The organism is Ruegeria sp. BC7 (genome assembly GCF_056539165.1).
This window is the reverse complement of sequence record NZ_JBQFUL010000011.1, coordinates 24,189-45,934: the sequence shown is the minus strand read 5'-3', so window position 1 is coordinate 45,934 and position 21,746 is coordinate 24,189. Positions and strand designations below refer to the sequence as shown.

General features: G+C 57.4%; 20 protein-coding genes and 1 tRNA gene. 7 read left to right on the top strand and 14 right to left on the bottom strand.

Annotated elements, in window-relative coordinates:
• Positions 1-92: 92 nt before the first annotated feature.
• Entirely contained in the window at positions 93-749 is a 657-nt protein-coding gene (locus ACR0KS_RS19070; RefSeq protein WP_170568029.1) for a hypothetical protein, read from the top strand.
• Positions 750-1,424: 675 nt separating this feature from the next.
• Here ACR0KS_RS19070 and ACR0KS_RS19065 read toward each other — a convergent pair.
• Positions 1,425-2,177 carry a hypothetical protein gene (locus ACR0KS_RS19065; protein WP_170568028.1) on the bottom strand — a complete coding sequence of 251 codons (753 nt, stop codon included), beginning with the start codon at positions 2,175-2,177 and terminating at the stop codon, positions 1,425-1,427.
• A gap of 703 nt (positions 2,178-2,880) precedes the next feature.
• On the opposite strand from ACR0KS_RS19065, the gene ACR0KS_RS19060 reads away from it, so the two are divergent.
• Positions 2,881-3,879, top strand: coding sequence for a LacI family DNA-binding transcriptional regulator (locus tag ACR0KS_RS19060; RefSeq protein ID WP_170568027.1), 999 nt, complete (start codon positions 2,881-2,883; stop codon positions 3,877-3,879).
• Here ACR0KS_RS19060 and ACR0KS_RS19055 read toward each other — a convergent pair whose 3' ends face one another.
• Both ACR0KS_RS19055 and ACR0KS_RS19050 read right to left on the bottom strand, forming a co-directional pair.
• Complete coding sequence (locus ACR0KS_RS19055; protein ID WP_170568026.1) at positions 3,880-5,013, bottom strand: Gfo/Idh/MocA family protein; 1,134 nt, start codon at positions 5,011-5,013, stop codon at positions 3,880-3,882.
• 36 nt (positions 5,014-5,049) lie between these two features.
• A complete protein-coding gene (locus tag ACR0KS_RS19050; RefSeq protein ID WP_170568025.1) occupies positions 5,050-6,153 on the bottom strand; it encodes a Gfo/Idh/MocA family protein in 1,104 nt (367 codons plus the stop codon).
• A gap of 127 nt (positions 6,154-6,280) precedes the next feature.
• Here ACR0KS_RS19050 and ACR0KS_RS19045 point away from each other — a divergent pair, with 127 nt between their 5' ends.
• The 3 genes from ACR0KS_RS19045 to ACR0KS_RS19035 are packed head-to-tail and all read left to right on the top strand — an operon-like array spanning position 6,281 to position 8,931.
• Complete coding sequence (locus tag ACR0KS_RS19045; protein ID WP_170568050.1) at positions 6,281-7,249, top strand: PfkB family carbohydrate kinase; 969 nt, start codon at positions 6,281-6,283, stop codon at positions 7,247-7,249.
• 9 nt (positions 7,250-7,258) lie between these two features.
• Complete coding sequence (locus ACR0KS_RS19040; RefSeq protein ID WP_170568024.1) at positions 7,259-8,095, top strand: 5-deoxy-glucuronate isomerase; 837 nt, start codon at positions 7,259-7,261, stop codon at positions 8,093-8,095.
• On the top strand, positions 8,092-8,931 hold the full coding sequence (locus tag ACR0KS_RS19035) for a class II fructose-bisphosphate aldolase (protein WP_170568023.1): 840 nt from the start codon (positions 8,092-8,094) through the stop codon (positions 8,929-8,931). Before ACR0KS_RS19040 ends, ACR0KS_RS19035 begins: the two co-directional genes overlap by 4 nt.
• 9 nt (positions 8,932-8,940) lie before the next feature.
• Here ACR0KS_RS19035 and iolB read toward each other — a convergent pair whose 3' ends face one another.
• The 8 genes from iolB to iolG all read right to left on the bottom strand — a co-directional run bounded on the left by iolB (position 8,941) and on the right by iolG (position 17,932).
• Entirely contained in the window at positions 8,941-9,747 is an 807-nt protein-coding gene (gene iolB / locus ACR0KS_RS19030; RefSeq protein ID WP_170568022.1) for a 5-deoxy-glucuronate isomerase, read from the bottom strand.
• 47 nt (positions 9,748-9,794) lie between these two features.
• The gene (locus tag ACR0KS_RS19025; RefSeq protein WP_170568021.1) at positions 9,795-10,976 is read right to left on the bottom strand and encodes a phytanoyl-CoA dioxygenase family protein; all 1,182 of its coding nucleotides are present in this window, start codon (positions 10,974-10,976) and stop codon (positions 9,795-9,797) included.
• A 47-nt stretch (positions 10,977-11,023) separates the two neighbouring features.
• Positions 11,024-11,923, bottom strand: a complete 900-nt coding sequence (iolE, locus tag ACR0KS_RS19020) for a myo-inosose-2 dehydratase (protein WP_170568020.1) — start codon at positions 11,921-11,923, stop codon at positions 11,024-11,026.
• A complete protein-coding gene (gene iolD / locus ACR0KS_RS19015; protein ID WP_170568019.1) occupies positions 11,920-13,752 on the bottom strand; it encodes a 3D-(3,5/4)-trihydroxycyclohexane-1,2-dione acylhydrolase (decyclizing) in 1,833 nt (610 codons plus the stop codon). The genes iolE and iolD overlap by 4 nt, the downstream gene beginning before the upstream one ends.
• A gap of 79 nt (positions 13,753-13,831) precedes the next feature.
• A complete protein-coding gene (locus ACR0KS_RS19010) occupies positions 13,832-14,650 on the bottom strand; it encodes an ATP-binding cassette domain-containing protein (protein ID WP_170388972.1) in 819 nt (272 codons plus the stop codon).
• A 1-nt stretch (position 14,651) separates the two neighbouring features.
• Positions 14,652-15,776 (bottom strand): ABC transporter permease, encoded by a 1,125-nt coding sequence (locus ACR0KS_RS19005; RefSeq protein WP_170414704.1) that lies wholly within the window; start codon positions 15,774-15,776, stop codon positions 14,652-14,654.
• An 80-nt stretch (positions 15,777-15,856) separates the two neighbouring features.
• Positions 15,857-16,798, bottom strand: coding sequence for a sugar ABC transporter substrate-binding protein (locus tag ACR0KS_RS19000; protein WP_170484926.1), 942 nt, complete (start codon positions 16,796-16,798; stop codon positions 15,857-15,859).
• Positions 16,799-16,918: 120 nt separating this feature from the next.
• Positions 16,919-17,932 (bottom strand): inositol 2-dehydrogenase, encoded by a 1,014-nt coding sequence (gene iolG, locus ACR0KS_RS18995; protein WP_170568018.1) that lies wholly within the window; start codon positions 17,930-17,932, stop codon positions 16,919-16,921.
• A 105-nt stretch (positions 17,933-18,037) separates the two neighbouring features.
• Between iolG and ACR0KS_RS18990 the strand changes: the two genes are divergently transcribed.
• A complete protein-coding gene (locus tag ACR0KS_RS18990) occupies positions 18,038-18,397 on the top strand; it encodes a hypothetical protein (RefSeq protein WP_170568017.1) in 360 nt (119 codons plus the stop codon).
• Positions 18,398-18,502: 105 nt separating this feature from the next.
• Here the strand turns inward: ACR0KS_RS18990 and ACR0KS_RS18985 are convergent.
• The 3 genes from ACR0KS_RS18985 to ACR0KS_RS18975 form a co-directional block, all read right to left on the bottom strand.
• Positions 18,503-18,579: transfer RNA gene (locus tag ACR0KS_RS18985), tRNA-Arg, on the bottom strand.
• Positions 18,580-18,600: 21 nt separating this feature from the next.
• The gene (locus tag ACR0KS_RS18980; RefSeq protein ID WP_170568016.1) at positions 18,601-19,077 is read right to left on the bottom strand and encodes a GNAT family N-acetyltransferase; all 477 of its coding nucleotides are present in this window, start codon (positions 19,075-19,077) and stop codon (positions 18,601-18,603) included.
• Entirely contained in the window at positions 19,078-19,389 is a 312-nt protein-coding gene (locus ACR0KS_RS18975; protein WP_170484935.1) for an ETC complex I subunit, read from the bottom strand.
• A 149-nt stretch (positions 19,390-19,538) separates the two neighbouring features.
• Between ACR0KS_RS18975 and uvrB the strand changes: the two genes are divergently transcribed.
• Entirely contained in the window at positions 19,539-21,725 is a 2,187-nt protein-coding gene (gene uvrB, locus ACR0KS_RS18970; protein ID WP_170568015.1) for an excinuclease ABC subunit UvrB, read from the top strand.
• Positions 21,726-21,746: the final 21 nt, after the last annotated feature.

Sequence of the window (21,746 nt, the reverse complement as noted above, 5' to 3'; positions counted from 1 at the left end):
CTGCTCACCTACGAGCTAAGTACATTTTTTCATGCAATAATTTGTAATTCCACGAGCCACAGAAGTTAGTCAAAAACGGAAACGAAGCAAAAATGCAGGGTCCTGATATTTCGAATATCAACGTCAGCCAATTGTTGGAGACGGCACAGTACGTCGCAACGTTGAAACACAATCGGGAACATCTCATGTGGATAAAACTATCTCATTCGCTCGGTAGTTTAATCGCTGATGGGGCAACTCTTACGATTCAATCTCTTGGAAAAATGGACCTATTGCTTAGGGTATTGGAAGACGAGCGGGTAGCTAAGCGCAACATGGTTGAAGGCTCCTCACCCGCAGCCCCAGACTTCTCATTGGATATTCAAAACACTCTGTCGGAATACTGGGTTGGTAGCGCATATGAGATTTTTCGTAGTGCCAAAGAAAAAAATACGTCAGACGAAGCAGCAAGACAGTTGCACGATGATCTACGTTTAGTTCGCGTACCATTGGAAAAATACCAATTACCTCAAGACCATAAGTTGACCGAGCCGCTACCTATGGGAGTCATTGGCGACGACGGTAGCGACATTCAAATGTACGACAAGACGGACAAAAACAGATCCCACATTATTGGTAGAGCAATTTCTGGGCGTGGATCGATTGAGTGGATGGCAATCGATGTCGTGAAGATGAAGAATATTCGTATGGAAAGACGCTACCTATCGGAACGAATTTTGGCCTACGGCGACAAAATAGACTCGGCTTAGTTCACCTCGCGCAATTCGAAGGTCTGCCAACGGCCTAAAGGGCGTTTCGGCCCGATCCGATTGGCATGAAAGGGTCGGCTTGAGCCAATGGACAAGAAAGCTCAGACCTATTTTACTTTGGTCTCGCCGTTACTTCTTATTTTGCGGTTTACGCTGCAGTCGAGCGTATTGACCTTTGGTACATTGGGAGAGTACATCAAGTTCATTAAAAAAACTCGGCAGAGTAATAAAATAAGGCCTCTTAGGTGAAGTCATGGGAGTTCGAGTCTCTCATCACCCACCATCCTAATCTTTTGATTTAAAAGAAAAGCCTTGCAAATAGGGGCATTTGCCCGTTTGAAGGCTACGACTTTGGTTTCAAAAGCGTTTTCATTGCTGGCAGAGTTCGTCATCTCTTCAACCGTTCCGGACAGCATGCACGTGTTTTAGCTCCGAGAGACCTGCGCTGAATCATCGGGAAGACCGTCAGCGATTTATATCTCTCACCTGTCTGACGTCAGATAGGTCATGAAAACCAGCAGGTTGATTTCGGCACCTGTGGAACAGAATTTAGGATTTGAATAAGGGGATTTCTGGTTCATCGTAACCTTTTTGGTGCGAAGATGAACCAGACGGGTTTCTCTATTAATTGACCTGCCTTGCCCTAAATACAGCAGGAAACAAGCAACTGCATCGTCATATACCACTCGATTTATCAGCGAAATAAGACCGAATACTCGCGACCTCCGCCTCATTCGGAATCCGATTAAGATGCAGCCCGCCATAGTCGCGAACATGTGCCGAGTTTGGGCCAAAAAGGCGGTAGCCGAATGAACTTCCGTCGACCAACCCTATGCCCGCAGCCGAGGCCGTCTGACCATTCGCATTTAGATGCAGCGCCGCGGCGCTACCCGAGGCAGTCAAAACGACATCCGTATTGGGCAAGGCCGCCGGCAAATTGACGCTAACGGATTTTCCACCAAAGGATGCCGACATTCGCGATGGTGAGGATTGAGTCGCGAAGATCAGTGGCTGCCGTTGGCTAGTATTGTTCGTATACACGCCCCTATTACAAACGATTGATGGAAAGGCGTGACTGAAAGATAGCAAACGGAACGCGAGACCTTCAAAAACCTCAGTCGAAAACGGAACGGATTCAGAGAATTCCAATGCCCCGCCGCTCTCACCTGTTTCTAACCAGTGGCGGGACCCATCTGTTTGATAAGTCAGAGTGCCGGTTGCCAGAAAATGCCCTCCGAGGGTGCCCTTGTTGTTTTGCCGCATCACAGTATCGCCCGGAGACGTGACCGGGATCGTGCCAGCTGCATCCTGAAACAGCGTGGACAGGTCGGAGGGATCGCGCAAAAGAGGTGCTTTAAGGCGAGCGATGGGGTTGCCCGGCCTCCGCCGAACGGCCAGGGACGTGATTGATAAGCCAACTCCGATCATTGCGGGCGATCTCCTTGCGCACTTTGCTTTTCAGTTCGGCAAGAAGTACTTGGGCCGGGCGTAAAATTACGGAAACGCTAAGTTCGCTCTGTTTACGCCTTCAAGGATCGGGTTGGCTTGCTGGCTGGCGATCCGTGTGTTTCCCAAACCTTCACTCGCCAGACGATCTGAAAAACTACCCCAAGAAGTAACTGAACATGGGACCAGTAAGTAGGTGCCTTTTCAGGGTCAGACTCGAACAAGCTGGCAACAATCAACGGTGTCCCTCGTTAGGCGTTCCAGATTCATACAATCACGGGCCTAGATCTGTGACTGGCGATAGAGTGGCAAGGGGTCCGCCTATCGAGAAAGTGAACCTGATCTTCGCGGGGTAAACACCTGCGCACAGAGGATCAGGTTCCTGAAAAAATGTCGCGCCCAGCGTCAGAAAAAGGAACAGTTGGATGCCCATTCTTGCGTTTGTTTGTTTGGGCCAATCTAAAGTCGTTTGCACGGATACAAAGCACCAAATAAACCATTGGCTTGTAAAGTTTTGCCGAGAGATAGAGACTCTCATCATCAAACATTCACGCCAATCGCGAATTGTGGACCCAGCGTCAGGGGCACTTAGGCCTTGCAACCGATTGCAAGTTTGGGGCGATGCTGCGTAGTATTCAGCCATGAAATCGCATGTCAGTTTTACCCGTTGCAGCAGGTGCCCGTTGTGAGTGTAACCCTAAAAGACGTCGCCGCTCTTGCTGGCGTGTCGCGCTCGGCCGTGTCGCGTACCTTTACCGAAGGGGCTTCTGTTTCGGCCAAGACCCGAAGCAAGGTTGAGAAAGCCGCCGCGGAACTGGGATACAGCCCGAATGCGCTGGCCTCATCGCTTACGACAGGGCGGACCAAGCTGATCGGGCTGATCTCGAACAACTTTCACAATCCTATCTTCCTTGAGGTCTTCGACCAATTTACCCGAGCGTTGCAGGAACGCGGCCTGCGGCCGTTGATCGTGAACCTGACAGATGAAACTGAACCCGCCAATTCAGTGAGAATGCTGCGCCAATACTCGGTGGATGCAGCAATCGTGGCGTCCTCGACCCTCCCACCCAGTTTCGCCAAGGCGTTCCACGACGCGGGCGTTCCTGTCGTGCACACATTCGGACGGTCGGCAACCTCGCCCGAGGTCCATGTCGTGGGAATTGACAATGTTGAATGCGGTCGGATGGCCGCACGTGAGCTGTTGGCCCGTAGCTATCGTCGCGTCGGCTATCTGGGGGGACCGAAGGATGCAACCTCGGCGATGGATCGCTATCGCGGCTTCATGGAAGAAGTCGAAAAGCACCCCGAGCTGGAGGTTTCTCACTCATTTGCAGGGGCCTATTCCTTTGAAGCAGGACGGGCCGAGATGCTGCGTCTGCTAGAACAGGCACCGGCCGATGGCTATTTCTGCGGTGATGACATTCTGTCAATCGGCGCGCTGTCGGCCTTGTCCGATCATGGGCTGAAACCGGGCAAGGACGTCGGGATTATTGGCCTGAACGACATGGAGATGTCGCGCTGGCAAAGCGTGAACCTGACGACGATTCACCAACCAATCAAGCAGATCATCACATCATCCGTCGACTTGGTCGAGGAGATGCTGAAAGACCCCGAACGATATCCCGAGGCCCGCATTTTCCCATGCCGGGTGATCGAGCGGGGCACCTTGCGACCCCGCCCCTGATTAACGGAACATCGGCGGGCGCGCATCAGTCCACGCGCCGTTATTTTTGGACGACGCAACCGCTGCGTGAACCGCAGCAATCGACCGAACCCCATCGGCAGGGGTCGGCAACCCATCGCGGGCTTCGCCCCTGATCGCATCCGCCAGATCACAATAGATATTGGCTACGGCCAGCGGGAACCCCTCGGGGTGGGCAATCGCCACGCGGGACAGGCGTTGCGCGTCGTCGTGCAGACCGCCTTCGCCTTTTTCAATGATCTGCGTGCGGCCTCCGACCGGAGTATAGACCAATTGGTTCGGCTGCTCGGACGCCCAGCGCAACCCACCGGTTTCACCAAAGACCTGAATATCGAACCCGTGCTGACGCCCGATCGCCACCGACGAGGTCCACAGCCGACCCACCGCGCCCCCTTCGGTGCGGAAGTTGACCATCGCATCATCCTCAAGCTCGCGGCTGGAAATGGTCGAGGCCATGTCAGCCGAAAGCACCTTGACCTCATCATCACTGATGAAGCTCGCCATATGCAGCGCGTGGATACCGCAATCTGCGAATTGCCCGGATACGCCCGCCATTGCCGGGTCATACCGCCAGCGCACGCGGGGGTTATCGGCATCGGTTGCGTCACCGTGGTGGCCGTGGCTGAAATTCGTCACAACCAGACGCACCTTGCCGATATCGCCTGATCGCACCATCGCACGGGCCTGCCGCACCATCGGGTAGGCCGAGTAACAGTAGTTCACAGCGCAAATCTTGCCCGCAGCATCGGCAACGCGGACGATTTCTTCGCCTTCTTCCACGGTCATGGTCATCGGCTTTTCGCACAGCACATTGAAACCGGCCGTCAGAAAGGCTTTCGCAATCTCAAAATGAGTCGAATTTGGCGTTGCGATGGTGACCAAATCGATCCGGTCGGCGCGTTCTGCTTCACTAGCCAGCATTTCTTGCCAGCCGCCATAGGCGCGGTCCTGGGCCACACCTAAACGTTGCGCGTATTCGCGCCCCACATCGGGTCGATGATCCAGCGCGCCCGCAGTGAATTCAAACATCCCGTCGGCCAGCGCCCCTAGCCGGTGGGCAGGTCCGATCTGACTGCCTTCGCCGCCACCAATCATGCCCCATTTCAACTTTGCCATGATCTTAGTCTCTCTGTTGTCTTGTTGTTTGCGCGGTCAGAAATCGCTGACCGCTTGCCATTGCCGCTGATCCGAGGAGGCACGCACCGCCGCCAGAACGCGGTTCACCTCATGCCCGTCCCTGAACGTCGGCCAGATGTTCTGGCCGGAATGGATCGCGTGCAGGAAGTCCTTGGCCTCGATGATGATCTGGTCCTGGTACCCTGTCCCATGCCCCGGCCCCTGACAGAAGGGTTCATAATCCGGGTGCGCCGGGCCGGTCAGGATCTTGGTGAACCCCCGCGACGCTTCGGGTCCTTCACGGCGATAGAGCCACAGGGCGTTCTGGTCCTCCTGATCGAACCGTATCGCACCTTTTGTGCCTGAAATCTCATAGGCATAGCCCATCTTCCGCCCCGTCGCGACACGGCTGAAATACAGGTTGCCCATGACGCCGCTCTCAAAGCGGCACATCACCTGCGCATGGTCGTCATTCGTGACCTCTCCGCCCGGTCGCCGGCTGTGGACGGTCTCTACATCGGCCATCACCTGCGCAATCGGCCCGATCAGGGCCATCGCACCATTGACCATATGAGGGGCCAGATCGCCGATGGTTCCATTCGCCATGCCTGTTGTACGCCAAGTCGCCGGAGCCTGCGGGTCTGCATAGAAATCTTCGGTGTGCTCGCCACGGAACCAGGTGACGTCACCAATCTCTCCATCCGCTATTAACTTGCGGGCGAATTGGCTGGCCGGGGTTCGGATATAGTTGAATCCAACCATGTTGATCGCACCCGCAGCCTCGGCCGCGGCCACCATCGCCCGACTGTCATCAATCGACGCGCCCAGAGGTTTCTCGCAAAGCACCGGTTTGCCCAGCGCAAACGCAGCCTCGGCGATCTCACGGTGCGTGGATTGAGGTGACGCGATCACGATCGCCTCGACCCGCCCGTCGCCAACGAGCGTGCGCCAGTCATGTGTCGCGCGTGCAAATCCATAGGCCGCGCGATACCGTTCGGCGCTGTCTGTGGTCGAAGCACAAATCACTTCAAGCCGCGGTCGCAGCGCTGTGTTGAACACGGCACCCACCGCCGCCATCGCTACGGAATGGGCCTTGCCCATATAGCCCCCGCCAACGATTCCAATTCCGATTTCAGACATTTGCAACGGCCCCGAACATTGTATTTGCAACCGGTTGCAAAATCAGTATCGTGTGAATCGATTCAACGCAAGGAACAACAGTCCCTGCAAACCCATTCTCGCCGGAGGAAAAGCTGTGGCCACTTTGATGGACGGTATCAAAGGAAACCGGTTTGCTGTCTTTGGGCGTGCGGGCATGGACATGTTTGCCGACCCAGTTGGCGTGAAAAGCGAAGACGCGGATATGTTCCGCGCTGATCTGGGTGGGTCTTCCGCCAATATTTGTGCGGGCTTGGTCAAACTGGGCAGTCGGGCGTCTCTGATCACTTCGGTCTCGGACGATGCGGTGGGGCGGTTCTGCCTGAACCGTCTGGCCCACTATGGCGTGGACACGTCCTATATCCGTGTTCTGGGAGGGGAATACCGCGTTTCACTGGCCGTTTACGAAAGCCGAATTGAAAACTTCCAGAACGTCATCTACCGCAATGGCGCCGTTGATTTCCAAGTCACAAAAGAAGACATGGACCGGGTCGACTATGGAAAGTTCACGGCGGCGATTTCGGCCGGAACGGTATTTGCGTCAGAACCTTCACGCAGCGCCACATTCCGCGCCTTTGAGAATGCCCGAAACGCCGGGTTGCCGATCATTTTTGACATCGACTACCGCCCCTATAGCTGGCCCTCAGCCGAAGTAGCCGCCGATGTGCTGTCCCGCGCAGGCGACGCCAGCGACATGATCGTCGGCAATGACGAAGAATTCGGATTCATGGCTGGCGGCATGGAACGTGGTTTCGCAAAGGCGAAGGAACTGGCCGAAAAACCGGGGCGCATCGTCATCTTCAAGAAAGGCGAAGAAGGTGCGGTCACTTTGTTCAACGGACAAGAAATTGAGACCGGGATTTATCCTGTCAAAGCCGTAAAGCCAAACGGCGCGGGCGACAGTTTCATGGCGGGGCTGCTGGCTTCAATCGCGGCAGGATACGGGCTGGAAGACGCGGTCATGCGCGGCTCGGCCTGTGCCTCGATCGTTGTATCCCAGCCCGGATGCGCCCCGGCGATGCCGACCACACAAGAGCTGGATGCGTTCCTTGCGTCTCATCCCGGCCCCACGACATAGGAGAGTCCCATGCATATCGCGCCCTATGAAAACCAGAACAAGCCCATCGTCGATGCCGACGATCCGACGGTGCCCCTGAACTATTTCAACATCGTCAAGTTGAAGAAAGACGAGGCGTTCGCATACCAGGTGCCCGGCTATGAAACCTGCATCGTACCAGCCACCGGCAGCGTCGACGTCGAGGTCGAGGGCGTGCAATTTCCCGCTCTGGGAAACCGGGGGGAGGATGTCTGGGATGGCGAACCCGAAGGGGCATATGTTCCGGTGGGTGCCAAAGCGCAGATGGTTTGTGTATCGGACAGCGCCGAGGTCTTCGTCGCCGGCGCTAAATACGACAAGGTGCTGGATCCGTTCGACGTGCGTGAACATGACCTTGTGCAATATGGCAGCGACGACACCAAAACCCATCGCAAGATCAAACATATCCTGGGCCAAAAACAGCATGACAAGGTCGGCCGCCTGCTGGTGAGCGAGCTGTTTACCGTCGGTCAGGGCGGCTGGTCAGGTTTCCCCAGCCACAAGCATGACACCAATCGCCTGCCCGACGAGACGCGCCATGACGAGACGTACAACTTCCGCTTCAAACCCAACTGGGGCTCGGGCCTGCAAATGCTACAACGCGAGGACAACAAGCCGGGCGACGCATATCACATCGTCGATGGCTCAACGATCTGTATCGACAAAGGGTATCACCCCTGCTGCGTTCTTCCGGGATATGAGATGTATTACTTCACCATTCTCGGCGGCCTGACACAGCGCTCGTTAGTACAGTTTTTCCAACCCACCCATGCCTATCAGGTCGAAACGATTCCGGGCATCAAAGACATGATTGCCAAGTTCAAATGACTCTTGCCACACTGAAGGACGTGCTGACCCCTGCCCATGAACAAGGATATGCTGTCGGCGGGTTGGTCACACTGGGCTGGGAGGATATGCGCGCCTACGTAGCTGCCGCCGAAGCTGAAAACGCGCCTGTCATCCTTCAAGCCGGACCAAGTTGCCGCGCGCACACGCCATTGCCGATTCTGGGCAAGATGTTTCGGTACCTGGCCGAGAACGCCTCGGTCCCGGTCGTGGCCCATCTTGACCACGGCTATACGTTCGAGGAGTGCAAAATTGCTCTGGACAGCGGCTTCACTTCGCTGATGTTCGACGGATCGCGAAAGCCCCTGCAGCAGAATATCGACGAAACTGCCGCCATTGCAGACATGGCCCACGCCGCTGGAATTTCCTGCGAGGGTGAGATCGGCTTCGTGGGCTATTCCGGCGGCGAAGGATCAAACGGCACCGACCCGGAAGAAGCAGCCCTGTTCGCACGTCAAAGCGGCGTCGATGCGATGGCCATCTCGGTCGGCAATGTCCACCTGCAACAGGACAAAGAAGGAAAGCTGAACGAGGCCCGCATCACCGAAATCGATGCTGTTACTGATGTGCCCCTTGTGATCCACGGCGGCTCGGGCGTGCCAGAGGAACAACGTAGCCGTTTGGCGCGCGACACGTCAATCTGCAAGTTCAACATCGGCACCGAACTGCGTATGGCATTCGGCCAAGCCCTTCGGGAAGCGGTGAACCGCGATGCAGACCGTTTTGACCGCGTGACCATTCTGAAAGAGACCCATGATCCCGTCGAAGCTGCTGCCCGCATCGTGATCCGGGCTTTCGGCGCGCCTCCGCAAAGGTAGGCGCAGACGTTACCCGTCGCGCTCCATAATCCACTCGACTTCGGGGGCCGGAACAAAGCGCCATTTGCGCAGCGGACCCGCCATGACGTTCAGATAGTACATCTCGAACCCATAAGGGGCACCGCAAGGGTGATGACCGCGCGGGACGGTCACAACGTCACCATCCGACACAGCCATGGTCTCATCCAATTGGCCGTCATCTGTATAAACCCGTTGAATGCCAAACCCGTTCGCGGGATTGAGGCGATGATAGTAGGTCTCTTCCAGGTAGGTGATCCTTGGAAAGTCATCCTCGTCATGGCGATGGCTGGGATAAGACGACCAATGGCCGTTCGGAGTGAAGACTTCGGTCACCAAAAGGCTGTCGGCATAGTCTTCGTTCTCCATCGCGACGTTGTTGATATAGCGGGTGTTCAACCCCTTACCCCGTTCGGTCAAGGTGATGCCGTCCGGCCCAATCTGCCGCGCCCTGTGCCCCCCTTTTCCCGGCGCCGAACAAACGGCAAGAACACAATCGGTTTCGGCAACGGCCCGCCACTCGACCCCATTGGGCAGATAGAGGCAATGCGGCGGCGTCTTCTCAAACACGTTCATCCGGTCGCCCAGTATGCCCCAGTCGCGATCTGCTCCGCTGATCTGCGCTTTGCCTTCGACCATGACCAGAATGACCTCTTGGTCCCCGGTCACCTCGGACGCGACATCACCCGCCCGCAGGTGATAGAGGCCAAAGCCAACATACCGCCAGCCCGCATTGGCCGGGGTGATATCATGCACCTTGCCGCGCGTGCCGAACGGTTTCCTGAGCAAGTCTGCCATGGCGTCGTCTCCTTGATGGGCGGGTCATAACCCAACCGAATGATGTTTCACGCGGCTTGCCGTGTGAGCAAGGCCGAAAGCGCGTCGGCCAATTGCGACTCTGACCAACCTTCGGCGACCGCGCGGCGCAGGATGCCCGCCTGACTTTCTGGCGCATTGCCCCCGATCGGCGGATCCGTGTCCAAATTGGTAGGGAATGGATACCCTTCAGCCGCGGCCGCGATTGCAGCATTCAGCTCCAAGGCGTCCAGATCGCCTCGCTGTTTCAATGCGATCAGGGACGGCAAAATTGCTTGCGACATGGCTCGTCGATCCACGGCCTCCATCGCGCGCCCAAAGGCGGACGAGATTTGCAGCAAGTTCGCCATTCGATTGATATCCGAGCTTCGGTTTTCTCCGGCAGCGTGGAACAGCGCAGGATTGAAGAACACCGCATCCCCCTTGGACAGCGGCAACTGGATATACGCGTCTTCGAAATGGTCCCGATGGGCGGGGTCGTGGAAGGCCAGATAACCGGGCGCGTAGAGCTGTGAAAAAGGCAACAACTTGGTCGGCCCGCTTTCGATCGGCATGTCACAATGGGCCACCGCGCCCTGCAGGGTCAGTGCGGCGGTCAGGTGATGGGCATGGGCCGGGTAGCGTTCCGCACTATCGGCGCTTTGAAACCCAAGATGATAGTCGCGATGCGCCTGCTGCGCCTGACCACCGGGTCGCACCTGATTGACTTGCGCAGTGACCTGATAGTTCGGACCCAGCCACGCCTCGCACGCGGCCGCAATCGACGTGTTTCCAAAATACAGTGCGAACCCTTCGGGGTCTCGCAGGCATTGCTTTTGCGCCGCGTTCCAAATCCGATCATTGGCGCCTGAGGCTGCAAAGTGATCGCCCTCTCCCGCTCCGCTTTGGCGCTCTTCGGCAATGATCTGGGTAAACACGTCCGAGGCCCGGTCGATCACCGAAGTATCCGAATAGGCCCCTTTCAACGCAATCACGCCAGCGGATTTGTTCAGAACCCAACCCCATTCCGACAGCAGGGCCAACCGTTCCTCGGGCTTCCTCAGCGCAGGTTGCAACGCCTGCATGTCATAGACTGGCACATTGCGTTCAACCGTTGCAGCAAATGGCACCGCATCCGCCAAAAGATTCTGAGAGGTCAACACCTTGAATTCATCCAGATCACAGGATTCCCGGTCAAAATACCCGACATATCCAAGCTCTTGATGCACCATGATTTTCTCCTTTCTCATGGCTTTGGTGTTGTGCCGTGATCGGCCTGTCAGTTCGCGATAGACAGCCCCGCTTTTCCGCACACCTCAAGGATGTGGTCGTAGCCCATTTTGGAGTATTCGTAGGGCGGCGCCTTGGCCGGGTCCTGTTCGGCTTCGACAACGATCCAACCGCTGTAGTCCAATGCCTTCAGCGTGTTCGCGACGGCCTGAAAGTCGATGCAGCCATCGCCGGGCACGGTGAAGGCTCCGGCAATCACGGCATCCAAAAAGCTGCGATTGTTCTCGCGCGTGTCCTGCACGACCTGCGGGCGGATATCCTTGAAGTGCACGTGATGCACCCGGTCGCCCCAACGGTTCAGAGTCGCCAGAACGTCGCCGCCCCCGAACAGCAGATGGCCGGTGTCAAAGCACAGCTTCACCTCGGGGCCAGACCCTTCCATCAACCAGTTCACATCATCTTCGCTTTCGATGATCGTGCCCATGTGATGGTGATAAGCCATCGGCATCCCCTGATCCGCCATCCACTTGGCCAGTTCCGTGATCTTGGCGGCATAAGCCAAAACTTCATCTCTGGACAGTTTCGGGCGATCATTGACCGGCGTTGCGATCTGGCCCTGCACGGTGTTGGAACATTCCGCATAGACGATACAGGGGCTGTTCAGCGCCACAAATTGCGCGACCTGTTCGCGCACGGCCTCACGCTCGGTTGCGAAGTCGTTCACCAGCGACGCCCCGGAACACCAGCCACCGCAAAGCGCGATGTCATTCGCATCAAGATAGGCGCGCAGACCCTCGGTATCGCCGGGCATGCGCTGACCGCGTTCCACACCGGTATAGCCGATCTCGCGGGCTTCCTTCAGCGCCTGCTGCATAGTGTAGGCGGCGGTCAGATCCGGCAGATCATCATTCTGCCACGCGATCGGAGAGATTCCGATTTTCACGCTCATTTGGTGTTTCTTTCCTTGATCGCCAGCTCATAGGCCGCGCGTTTTTCGTTCACTTCGGAGCGGATGCTGACCTCGGGCACCGCCACTTCCCACCACGTGCCGCCATATTCGGTCGAGGGGTATGGATCGGTATCAATAACAACCACATACGGCCCCTTGATTTCGGCGCGTTTGGCCAGCGCGCCCTCCAGCTCGGCAATGGAACCAACCTTGACCGAGGTCGCGCCCATCGCTGCGGCATGGGCCGCAAAGTCGATAGCAGACGGGTTTTCATGAACGGCGTGGTCCAGCAGGTTGTTAAACTCGGCCCCGCCGGTGCCCATCTGCAACCGGTTGATGCAGCCAAAGCCCCGGTTATCGGTGATCACCACCGTGAACGACACACCCATCATCGCGGCCGAGGCCATCTCGGAATTGGCCATCATATAGGTGCCGTCGCCAGTAAAGCAGATCACATCACGCTCGGGCTCGGCCATCTTGATGCCCATTGCGCCGGCAATCTCATAGCCCATGCAGCTGAACCCGTATTCCATGTGATAGGCACCGGGGCGCGGGGCTTTCCACAGCTTGTGCAACTCTCCCGGCATCGTACCTGCCGCACACATCACAACCGTATCGTTATGCGAGGCACGCTGAACCGCGCCCACAACCTGCATGTCCGTCGGCAGAGCATTCCCATCGCCGGGCGCATCGGTCAGCTTGTCGACCTTGCCATACCAGTCGGCCTTAAGCGTGTCCGAGACCGGATCGGCGCGATAGCCTTGCAGGGCGGTTCCCAGTTCTTCCAACCCGACACGGGCGTCGGATTGCAGCGGCATCGCGCCGTGTTTCTCGGCATCATAAGCGTTGGTGTTCAGGCACACCATCTCGCGGTCCGGGTTCGAGAACAGACCCCATGACCCGGTGGTGAAATCCTGCAACCGTGTACCGACGGCCAACACCAGATCGGCCTCGGCGCAGACGTCATTGGCAGGCTCGCCGCCCGTCACGCCAACCGGCCCAAGGTTCAACGGATGATCCCAGGCCAACGCGGACTTGCCCGCCTGGGTTTCCGTGATCGGAATATTGTGCGTCTCGGCAAAGCTCTGCAACGCGTCGGTCGCGCCCGAGTAATGCACTCCACCCCCGGCAATGATCACCGGACGTTTGGCAGCCTTGATCGCAGCTACAGCGCGGGCCAGTTCGCCCTCGTCCGGGCGAATACGGCGCTGATACCAGACGCGGGGCTCAAAGAAGCTTTCGGGATAGTCATACGCCTCGGCCTGCACGTCCTGACAGAAAGCCAGCGTAACCGGACCGCAATCAGCCGGGTCGGTCATCGTGCGAAAGGCGCGCGGTAGCGCGGTCAGCAGATGCTCGGGTCGGGTGATCCGGTCGAAGTAACGGCTGACCGGGCGGAAACAGTCATTGGCGCTGACAGTTCCGTCGTTGAAATCCTCGGGCTGTTGCAGAACCGGGTCAGGACCACGCGTCGCAAACACGTCACCGGGCAAAAGCAACACCGGCAGGCGGTTCACATAAGCCAGCGCCGCCGCCGTCACCATATTCGTGGCCCCCGGCCCGATCGAGGACGTTACCGCCATCGCCTGCGTCCGGCGCTTTTGCTTGGCATATGCGATCGCGCAATGAGCCATGGTCTGCTCATTATGGCCGCGATAGGTGGGCAGACTGTCCTTCACGGCGTGCAGCGCCTCACCCAATCCGGCCACGTTGCCATGGCCGAAAATGGCCCAAAAACCGGCGATGAAGGGTTCTCCGGCCTCGTTCATCTGCGCGCCCAGATAGCGCACCAGAGCCTGAGCCGCAGTCAATCTGATTGTCTTGCTCATTCGTGTTTCCTTTCAACACGCGGACCCCACGGGCGATCCGTTGAATTCCTGTACTGACTGGTTTTGTGACGATAGATCGTCAGACAGTTCCGCCCAACGACCCCTCAAGTTCGGCCAATTCCTGCCCGCCCGCCATCAGATCCTGCAATTCTTCAGGAGAGATTTCACCACGTTTGGCGGTACCCAGCGTCTGACCCCTGTTCAATACGGTAAAGCGATCCCCAACCGCCAAGGCGTGACGCACATTGTGGCTGATAAAAACGACGCCCACGCCCTGACTGCGCACCTTGTCGATTGTCGCCAGAACATTCGAGGTCTGCCGCACCCCAAGCGCCGAAGTCGGCTCGTCCAGAATCAGGATCTTCGCTCCGAAATGCACCGCCCGGGCAATTGCTACCGTCTGACGTTCACCCCCAGACAATGTGCCAACGGCCTGATCCGGGCCACGCAGGTTGATACCCATCTTGCGCATCTCTTCCATGGTGATCTCATCCGCCATTTTCTTGTCGAAAAAGTTGATGCCCGCGACTTTCTTTGTCGGCTCATTACCCATGAAAAAATTCCGGCTGACGCTCATCAGCGGGATCATGGCCAGATGCTGGTGAACCGTGGCAATCCCCGCTGCGATCGCATCACGAGGGTCCTCGAAATGCATTGGCTTGTCTTCAAAGAAGATCTCACCAGCGGTCGGCTTGTGCACGCCCGACATCGTCTTGATGAATGTGGACTTGCCCGCGCCATTGTCACCCAGCAGGCAGTGACACTCACCCGGCTTCAGATCAAAACTGACCCCGGCCAGAGCGATCACCGAGCCAAAGTGTTTCTGGATATTGACCATGCGGATGATCGGCTTGCGATCCTCTGCGTCGCCATGATGGAACTTGGTATCTTCGGTCATCTCAGCGCTCTCCTGTGATGATGCGGCGGATATAGGTGTTCAGGATCACCGCACCCAGCAGGATCACACCCAAGAACACCCGGAACAGAGAGCTTTCGACCCCGGCAAAGAACAGCCCCTGCTGTACCACGCCAAAGATCAGCGCACCCAGTGCCGCCCCCAGAACCGAGCCGTATCCGCCAGTCAGCAGTGCGCCTCCGATAACCACGGCGATGATCGCCTCGAATTCCTTCAGCAGACCGCGATCGGCACCGGCCGAGCCAAACTCCATCACCTGACATGTGGCAAATACGGTGGCACAGAAGGCCGTGAACATGAACATCAGAATCTTGACCCGGCTCACCGGCACACCCGAGTTTCGCGCGGCCTCGGCATCGCCACCAGCGGCAAAAATCCAGTTGCCGAACTTCGTTTTGGTCAGCAGCACATGGCCAAATATGATGATGCCTATGGCCCAGATGATCAGCATTGGAATGCCGTCCACCACGGGCTGGCCCGCTCGTGTTCCGCGCTCGAAAGTTTCGATGATACCGTTGTCGCCCAGCCAGACAAAAAGACCCTGTCCGATTTTGCCGCCAAAGACCGAGGCCAGCCAGTCGCCTTCGGCCACGTCGCGAATTCCGCCGATGATGGTTTTCCGCTCGATGGTTTGCGGCAGGTAAATCGTGAACCCTCGCAGGATGAACAGAAACGCCAATGTCACGATAAAGCTGGGTAGACCGGTGCGCACGACGATATATCCATTCACCGCCCCGATAGAGACACACAGCGCGAAGGTCACAATGATCGCCATCCAGACCGGCCAGCTTAGGGTGACCGAAAAGATCGCGATCATCATACCCGCAAACCCGATCATCGAGCCGACGGAAAGGTCGAACTCTCCGGCGATCATCAACAGACAGGCGCCCACGGCGATAATCATGAACTGGGCCGAAACGATCGACCAGTTCATCACGCCCTGCGCATTGAACATGCCGCTGTCAAAGGCGAACAGCAGGAAAAAGGTGAATACGGCAACAGTCCCGACCATGCCGCCCAGCTCAGGACGGATCAGAGCCCGTCGCAGCGGCGATATCTCTTTGATCCGTTCATCGCCGCCGGTTGCGGATTGCGCTGAATCAGCCATGGGTGCCTCCCCTCGCGCTTCAAAATGCTTAGAATTTCAAGGGTGCGGACACACTTTCGGCATCCGCACCAATGTGAAGATCAGCGGTATTCGCCCGCGAATTCTTCGATCTTTTCCAACCCGTCCGCAGTTACAAAACCGGGGCCGGAATTGATGTTATTGCCAGGCAGAACGCCATAGCGATGATAGTTGGCCATAACCACAACCGGCAGGTAAGCCTGCAGGAACGGTTGCTGGTCAATGCCCCACTGGATCACGCCGCTCTTGATGCCTTTGACGATCTCGCCACCCAAGTCGAACGTGCCGAAATAGATGTCACCCGCCATGCCATTTTCTTCCAGCGCCAGAATGGTTGGGTCAGCCGACGTCGGACCCAGCGTCAATACGGCTTCGGTGTCGGGATTGGCCGACAGGTACGCCAGAACGCGGTTCTTTATCTCGGCCGGGTCCTGACCGGCGTCGATCATCTGCTCGCCAAGCTCGATACCCAGGCCGTCAGCGAAGCCCTGGCACCGCTCCTGACTGGAAGGCTGCACGATGTAGTGGTTCACACACAGGAACGAACCGATGCCATCATCCTTGGCACGCTGGCCTGCGGCAAATCCGGCGTCGTATTCAGGCTGACCCACATACATAAGCGCACCCACTTCGCGCGCTTTCTCGGGCGTGCCGGTGTTCATAATGATCACGTCGATACCAGAATCCACGGCCGCCTTGATCGGTCCTTCCAGAATATCCGGATCGGCCAGAGTTGTGATGATCCCGTTCGGTCCCGATGCCGCCGCCTGATCGATGATCCGCGCCATGTCAGCAAGGTCTCCGGTCGGCGGGTTGCGGTATTCGACCTCAACGCCCATCTGTTCGCCTGCCAGGGCGATCCCGTTTTTGATGGTGTTCCACCAGCTGTCGCTGTCAGGGGCGTGACTGACCAGAATGTATTTTTCACCTTCCGCCGCGGCACCGGTAGCACCGGCAAACGCGACGGCGCTGGCCAACAAGACGCCTTTTACGAACATTTTCATTTCCATTCCTCCCAATAGAACAGTCAATCTTCGTGCCGGGTCCGTCCCGGCCATTCGGCTAAACCGAATCTCCTCTGCCCCGATCAGCGTCAGAGCTTCCCTCAGTTTCCGGATATAGAATTATTTTGCAACCGGTTTCAAAACTTCCTCCAGTGTGACAGGCCGCCCGGACTGAGCTGATCGAGTTGCGGCTTCGGCCATCGCAAGGGCGGCAACGCCATCCTCAAGCGTCACAGGCATCGCCGCACCGGACTGCACCGCAGTGACGAACGCATCCCATTCGGCGCGATACGCAGACATGTAGCGCTCGAGAAAAAAGTAGCTGGGTCTTGCCCCAACCACGCCCTTCTCAGTTGACTTCACGACCGAGTTTTCAAGGATGTTGTGGGCCTGCAGCAACCCGCCTGAGCCAAGTATTTCAACCCGCTGGTCATACCCATAGACCGCCCGCCGCGAGTTTTTGATCACCGCAATTCGACCATCTGAATAGGTCATCGTGACGACCGCTGTATCTACATCCCCGGCCAATCCGATCTCTGGATCTACAACCGAAGATCCAACAGCAGAAATTGCTACAGGCGCATCGCCCATGAGGTAGTTCGCCATGTCGAAATCGTGGATCATCATGTCCCGAAACAGGCCACCCGAGACTTTGACGTAGCTGACCGGAGGCGGTGCGGGGTCGAAAGATGTGATCGACAGCAACTCGGCCTTGCCGATTTCTCCAGCGTCAAGCGCGGCCTTCAACGTGGAAAAATTCGGGTCAAAACGGCGATTGAAGCCAATCATGACCGGCCGTCCATTGGCCGAAGTCGAACGCTGGCAAGCCAGTGCGCGCTCAAGATCAAGATCAACCGGCTTCTCGCACAACACGGCCTTTCCCGCCAATGTTGCTGCTTCGATCAGGTCGGAATGAGTATCGGTAGGCGTGGCGATCAGAACGGCATCTATTGCAGGCGTTCGGATAATCTCATCAGACGCCAGGACTTCGGCCCCGTATTCTGCGGCAAGGTTTTCCGCAGCGTCCAAAGACGCGTCTGCAACCGCGACCAGCTTGCTCTGAGAGTGCCCGGCGATGGTATTCGCATGCACGCGACCGATGCGTCCGGCCCCCAGCAATCCGATCTTGAGCATGCGGTTCTCCCGAATCCAATTTCGCGTGCCACAATGTTTCTCTTTGCAACCGGTTGCAAGAATTATTTCTCCTTACCCGAAAAATTGTGACCCGCGACGAATGAAATGGGGCAAGAACGGTGTCGCGCCCAAGGAAAAAACATTTGCGCAAAGGGCAACCCAACCCGAACAAAATCGAGGCTGATCCGCGCGCTGCACCGGCGTTATTTTCAGGTGAAAAACTACCCCGAGATTTTCTGCATGTTTTATGCAATAATATCTGGAAGTGTTTTTTTAAAAGGTGTTGTAACGATGATTGAGTATGGAGTCGCTACAGGTAGCGTTACTAAAGCTTTCTTCGGCGTGCCCGCCTACGGTGCGTCCAAAGTTCCTGAGTGGGTAAATTTTTTCGACGACAATCCCGAACTGCTTATTGTCAGCATCATCGGCATTCTACTTGTCGCACGGTATTTGCTGGCCAGATGAAAACACCAATTGGAAGGCATGCTGGTTTGAGGAGCTAAACCGCGAATACCAGCGATACGACTGCCAAGTACTTTGTGCTGGCCGGTTTTCAAATAGATCAAATAGTGGCGATCCCGGAAGGACTCGAACCCTCAACCTGCTGATTAGAAGTCAGCTGCTCTATCCAGTTGAGCTACGGGACCGCTGCGCCCTTCTTGCGGTTTTTATGGGCGGGGTTCAAGACCCAAGCGCATGAAGGCGCTGTTTGGATCGTCTTCGTAGCCGAAGATCGGGCCGCAATAGGAATAGCCCAACGACTCATAGAGTTTACGCGCTGCATCATACTCGGGCAGGTTCTCGGCTCCGGTTTCCAAAACCAATGCCGCGATCCCTTCATGCCGCGCGATTTCGGCCAAACGCGTCATCATCGCACGCGCAAGTCCGCGCCCACGCACAGAGGCAATCACATGAACGGATTTCACCTCGGCCGTTCCATCCGGCAGCGCCTTTAGCGCACCACACCCTATTGCCTGCCCATCTTCGTACATTGCCCAGAACCGGATGCCCGGACCGGCCAGCCCTTCGGCATCCATTGTGTGATTGCTTTCGGCGGGACCAGCAGTTTCGCTATGCGCGAAATGAGCCTCAACAACCGGGCGCAATGCGTCCGAAGTCGGGTCGGCCTCTTGGATTTCGATCAATCAGTGTGTCCAGGGCGCACGACGGTCGGTGGCAAAATTCTCGCCATAACCACGAGAGCGCAAGTTGGGCTTACGCTTGTGCGGCTCACTGACTTGCGCGTCGATTCCGTTGTCCTTGGCGTAGTCCAGAGCTTCTTCCTTGGTGTCGAATTTCAAACGCACTTGCGACTGCGTGTCGTTCGACGAAGTCCAGCCCATCAACGGGTCGACTTCACGCGTAGATGCAGGGGCGTATTCCAAAATCCACTTGCGGGTCTTGGCCATCCCTGAAGTCATCGCATTCCGTGCAGGCTGGTAAATCCGTGCGCGCATGTCGCCTCTCCGTACTCACTTGGCTGAGGGTGTTTATGCGTCACGCTGGCCCCGCGAACAAGACCGGAATTGTCGCAACATTCCGTTTTCAATTGCCCCTTGAACAAGAACAAAAACAGATCAAAATCAGGCCCGAAAGGAATCCCCCGATGGCCTACGCTCATTCCGACAAGACGCAACTGACCTCCGAAGATGTCCGCGCCCGCCTCAAGCTGGAAGGCGGCAAGCAGTTCGTCATGCATACTGAGTTCAATCCGGCAGGAGATCAGCCGACAGCGATCAAGGAACTGACCGAGGGCGTTAACGGCGGCGAGCGCGACCAGGTTCTGCTGGGCGCGACTGGCACGGGTAAGACATTCACCATGGCCAAGGTGATCGAGGAAACCCAGCGCCCCGCCATTATCCTCGCACCGAATAAAACGCTGGCGGCGCAGTTATATGGCGAGTTCAAGGGCTTCTTCCCCGAAAACTCGGTCGAATATTTCGTTTCCTACTACGACTACTACCAGCCCGAGGCCTATGTGCCGCGTTCCGACACCTACATAGAAAAAGAATCTCAGATCAACGAACAGATTGACCGGATGCGCCACTCGGCCACCCGCGCGCTGTTGGAGCGGGACGACGTGATCATCGTGGCCTCGGTATCCTGCATCTACGGTATCGGTTCAGTCGAGACCTACGGGGCGATGACGCAGGATCTGAAGGTGGGCAGCGACTATGATCAGAGGCAGGTGATGGCCGATCTGGTCGCCCAGCAATACCGCCGCAACGATCAGGCCTTTCAGCGCGGCTCGTTCCGGGTACGCGGCGATTCACTGGAAATCTGGCCCGCCCACCTTGAAGACCGCGCGTGGAAGCTGTCCTTCTTCGGCGAAGAACTGGAACAGATCACCGAATTCGATCCACTGACCGGTGAGAAAACAGACACGATGGACCACATCCGGGTCTACGCAAATTCCCACTACGTCACGCCCAAACCCACGATGCAGCAGGCGATCATCGGCATCAAAAAGGAACTGCGCATCCGGCTGGACCAACTGGTCGGCGAAGGCAAGTTGCTGGAAGCGCAGCGCCTAGAGCAACGCACCAATTTCGATCTTGAGATGCTCGAGGCCACCGGCGTCTGCAACGGGATCGAGAATTACTCGCGCTATCTGACTGGCCGCGCGCCCGGTGAACCTCCCCCGACCCTGTTCGAGTTCATCCCCGACAACGCCATCGTCTTTGCCGACGAATCCCACGTCTCGGTCCCGCAGATCGGTGGCATGTACCGGGGCGACTACAGGCGCAAGTTCACGCTGGCCGAACACGGGTTCCGCTTGCCGTCCTGCATGGATAACCGCCCCCTGAAGTTCGAGGAATGGGACGCCATGCGCCCGCAATCCGTCTTCGTCTCGGCCACGCCCGCCGGGTGGGAGCTGGACCAATCCGGCGGTGTCTTTACCGAACAGGTGATCCGTCCCACGGGCCTCTTGGACCCCGAGGTCGAAATCCGGCCCGTGTCGATGCAGGTGGACGATCTGCTGGACGAGGTGCGCAAGGTCGCCGCCGATGGCTATCGCACGCTGGTTACGACGCTGACCAAACGCATGGCCGAAGACCTGACCGAATACCTGCACGAACAGGGCATCAAGGTGCGCTACATGCACTCGGATATCGACACGATCGAGCGGATCGAAATCCTGCGCGACCTGCGTCTGGGCGCGTTCGACGTGCTGGTCGGCATCAACCTGCTGCGTGAAGGGCTAGACATCCCCGAATGTGGGTTGGTCGCCATTCTGGACGCGGACAAAGAAGGGTTCCTGCGCTCGGAAACCTCGCTGATCCAGACCATCGGCCGCGCCGCGCGGAACGCCGATGGCCGCGTGATCATGTATGCCGATAAGATCACCGGCAGCATGGAGCGCGCCTTGGGCGAGACCAACCGCCGCCGCGCCAAGCAGATCGCCTATAACGAAGAACACGGCATCACGCCCGAGACGGTGAAGAAAAACGTCGAGGACGTTCTGGCCGGTCTCTACGAAGGCGACGTGGACATGAACCGCGTCACTGCCACCATCGACAAACCGATGCACGGTGCCAACCTTGAGGCCCATCTGGACGGCTTGCGCGAGCAAATGCGCAAAGCTGCCGAGAACCTGGAGTTTGAAGAGGCCGCCAATATCCGCGATGAAATCAAACGCCTGGAAGCCGTCGACCTCGCCGTCGCCGACGACCCCATGGCGCGCCAATGGGCGGTTGAGAAAGCCTCCGAAGATGCGGTGAAATCGCGGGGGAGGTCAACGGCCGGCAGGCCGGGACAGCGGGGTGGGAATGTGAAGCGGAGGAAAAGGTAATCCCAAAAGATGCCTCCGCTG

What these genes read in the sequence shown, in the direction of transcription:
- ACR0KS_RS19065 (WP_170568028.1), bottom strand. Translation starts at nt 2,177, where the DNA reads ATGATCGGAGTTGGCTTATCAATCACGTCCCTGGCCGTTCGGCGGAGG.
- ACR0KS_RS18975 (WP_170484935.1), bottom strand. Translation starts at nt 19,389, where the DNA reads ATGCGCGCACGGATTTACCAGCCTGCACGGAATGCGATGACTTCAGGG.
- ACR0KS_RS19025 (WP_170568021.1), bottom strand. Translation starts at nt 10,976, where the DNA reads ATGGTGCATCAAGAGCTTGGATATGTCGGGTATTTTGACCGGGAATCC.
- ACR0KS_RS19070 (WP_170568029.1), top strand. Translation starts at nt 93, where the DNA reads ATGCAGGGTCCTGATATTTCGAATATCAACGTCAGCCAATTGTTGGAG.
- ACR0KS_RS19045 (WP_170568050.1), top strand. Translation starts at nt 6,281, where the DNA reads ATGGACGGTATCAAAGGAAACCGGTTTGCTGTCTTTGGGCGTGCGGGC.
- ACR0KS_RS19000 (WP_170484926.1), bottom strand. Translation starts at nt 16,798, where the DNA reads ATGAAAATGTTCGTAAAAGGCGTCTTGTTGGCCAGCGCCGTCGCGTTT.
- iolD (WP_170568019.1), bottom strand. Translation starts at nt 13,752, where the DNA reads ATGAGCAAGACAATCAGATTGACTGCGGCTCAGGCTCTGGTGCGCTAT.
- ACR0KS_RS19050 (WP_170568025.1), bottom strand. Translation starts at nt 6,153, where the DNA reads ATGTCTGAAATCGGAATTGGAATCGTTGGCGGGGGCTATATGGGCAAG.
- ACR0KS_RS19040 (WP_170568024.1), top strand. Translation starts at nt 7,259, where the DNA reads ATGCATATCGCGCCCTATGAAAACCAGAACAAGCCCATCGTCGATGCC.
- iolG (WP_170568018.1), bottom strand. Translation starts at nt 17,932, where the DNA reads ATGCTCAAGATCGGATTGCTGGGGGCCGGACGCATCGGTCGCGTGCAT.
- ACR0KS_RS19055 (WP_170568026.1), bottom strand. Translation starts at nt 5,013, where the DNA reads ATGGCAAAGTTGAAATGGGGCATGATTGGTGGCGGCGAAGGCAGTCAG.
- iolB (WP_170568022.1), bottom strand. Translation starts at nt 9,747, where the DNA reads ATGGCAGACTTGCTCAGGAAACCGTTCGGCACGCGCGGCAAGGTGCAT.
- uvrB (WP_170568015.1), top strand. Translation starts at nt 19,539, where the DNA reads ATGGCCTACGCTCATTCCGACAAGACGCAACTGACCTCCGAAGATGTC.
- iolE (WP_170568020.1), bottom strand. Translation starts at nt 11,923, where the DNA reads ATGAGCGTGAAAATCGGAATCTCTCCGATCGCGTGGCAGAATGATGAT.
- ACR0KS_RS18990 (WP_170568017.1), top strand. Translation starts at nt 18,038, where the DNA reads ATGGGGCAAGAACGGTGTCGCGCCCAAGGAAAAAACATTTGCGCAAAG.
- ACR0KS_RS19035 (WP_170568023.1), top strand. Translation starts at nt 8,092, where the DNA reads ATGACTCTTGCCACACTGAAGGACGTGCTGACCCCTGCCCATGAACAA.
- ACR0KS_RS19010 (WP_170388972.1), bottom strand. Translation starts at nt 14,650, where the DNA reads ATGACCGAAGATACCAAGTTCCATCATGGCGACGCAGAGGATCGCAAG.
- ACR0KS_RS19005 (WP_170414704.1), bottom strand. Translation starts at nt 15,776, where the DNA reads ATGGCTGATTCAGCGCAATCCGCAACCGGCGGCGATGAACGGATCAAA.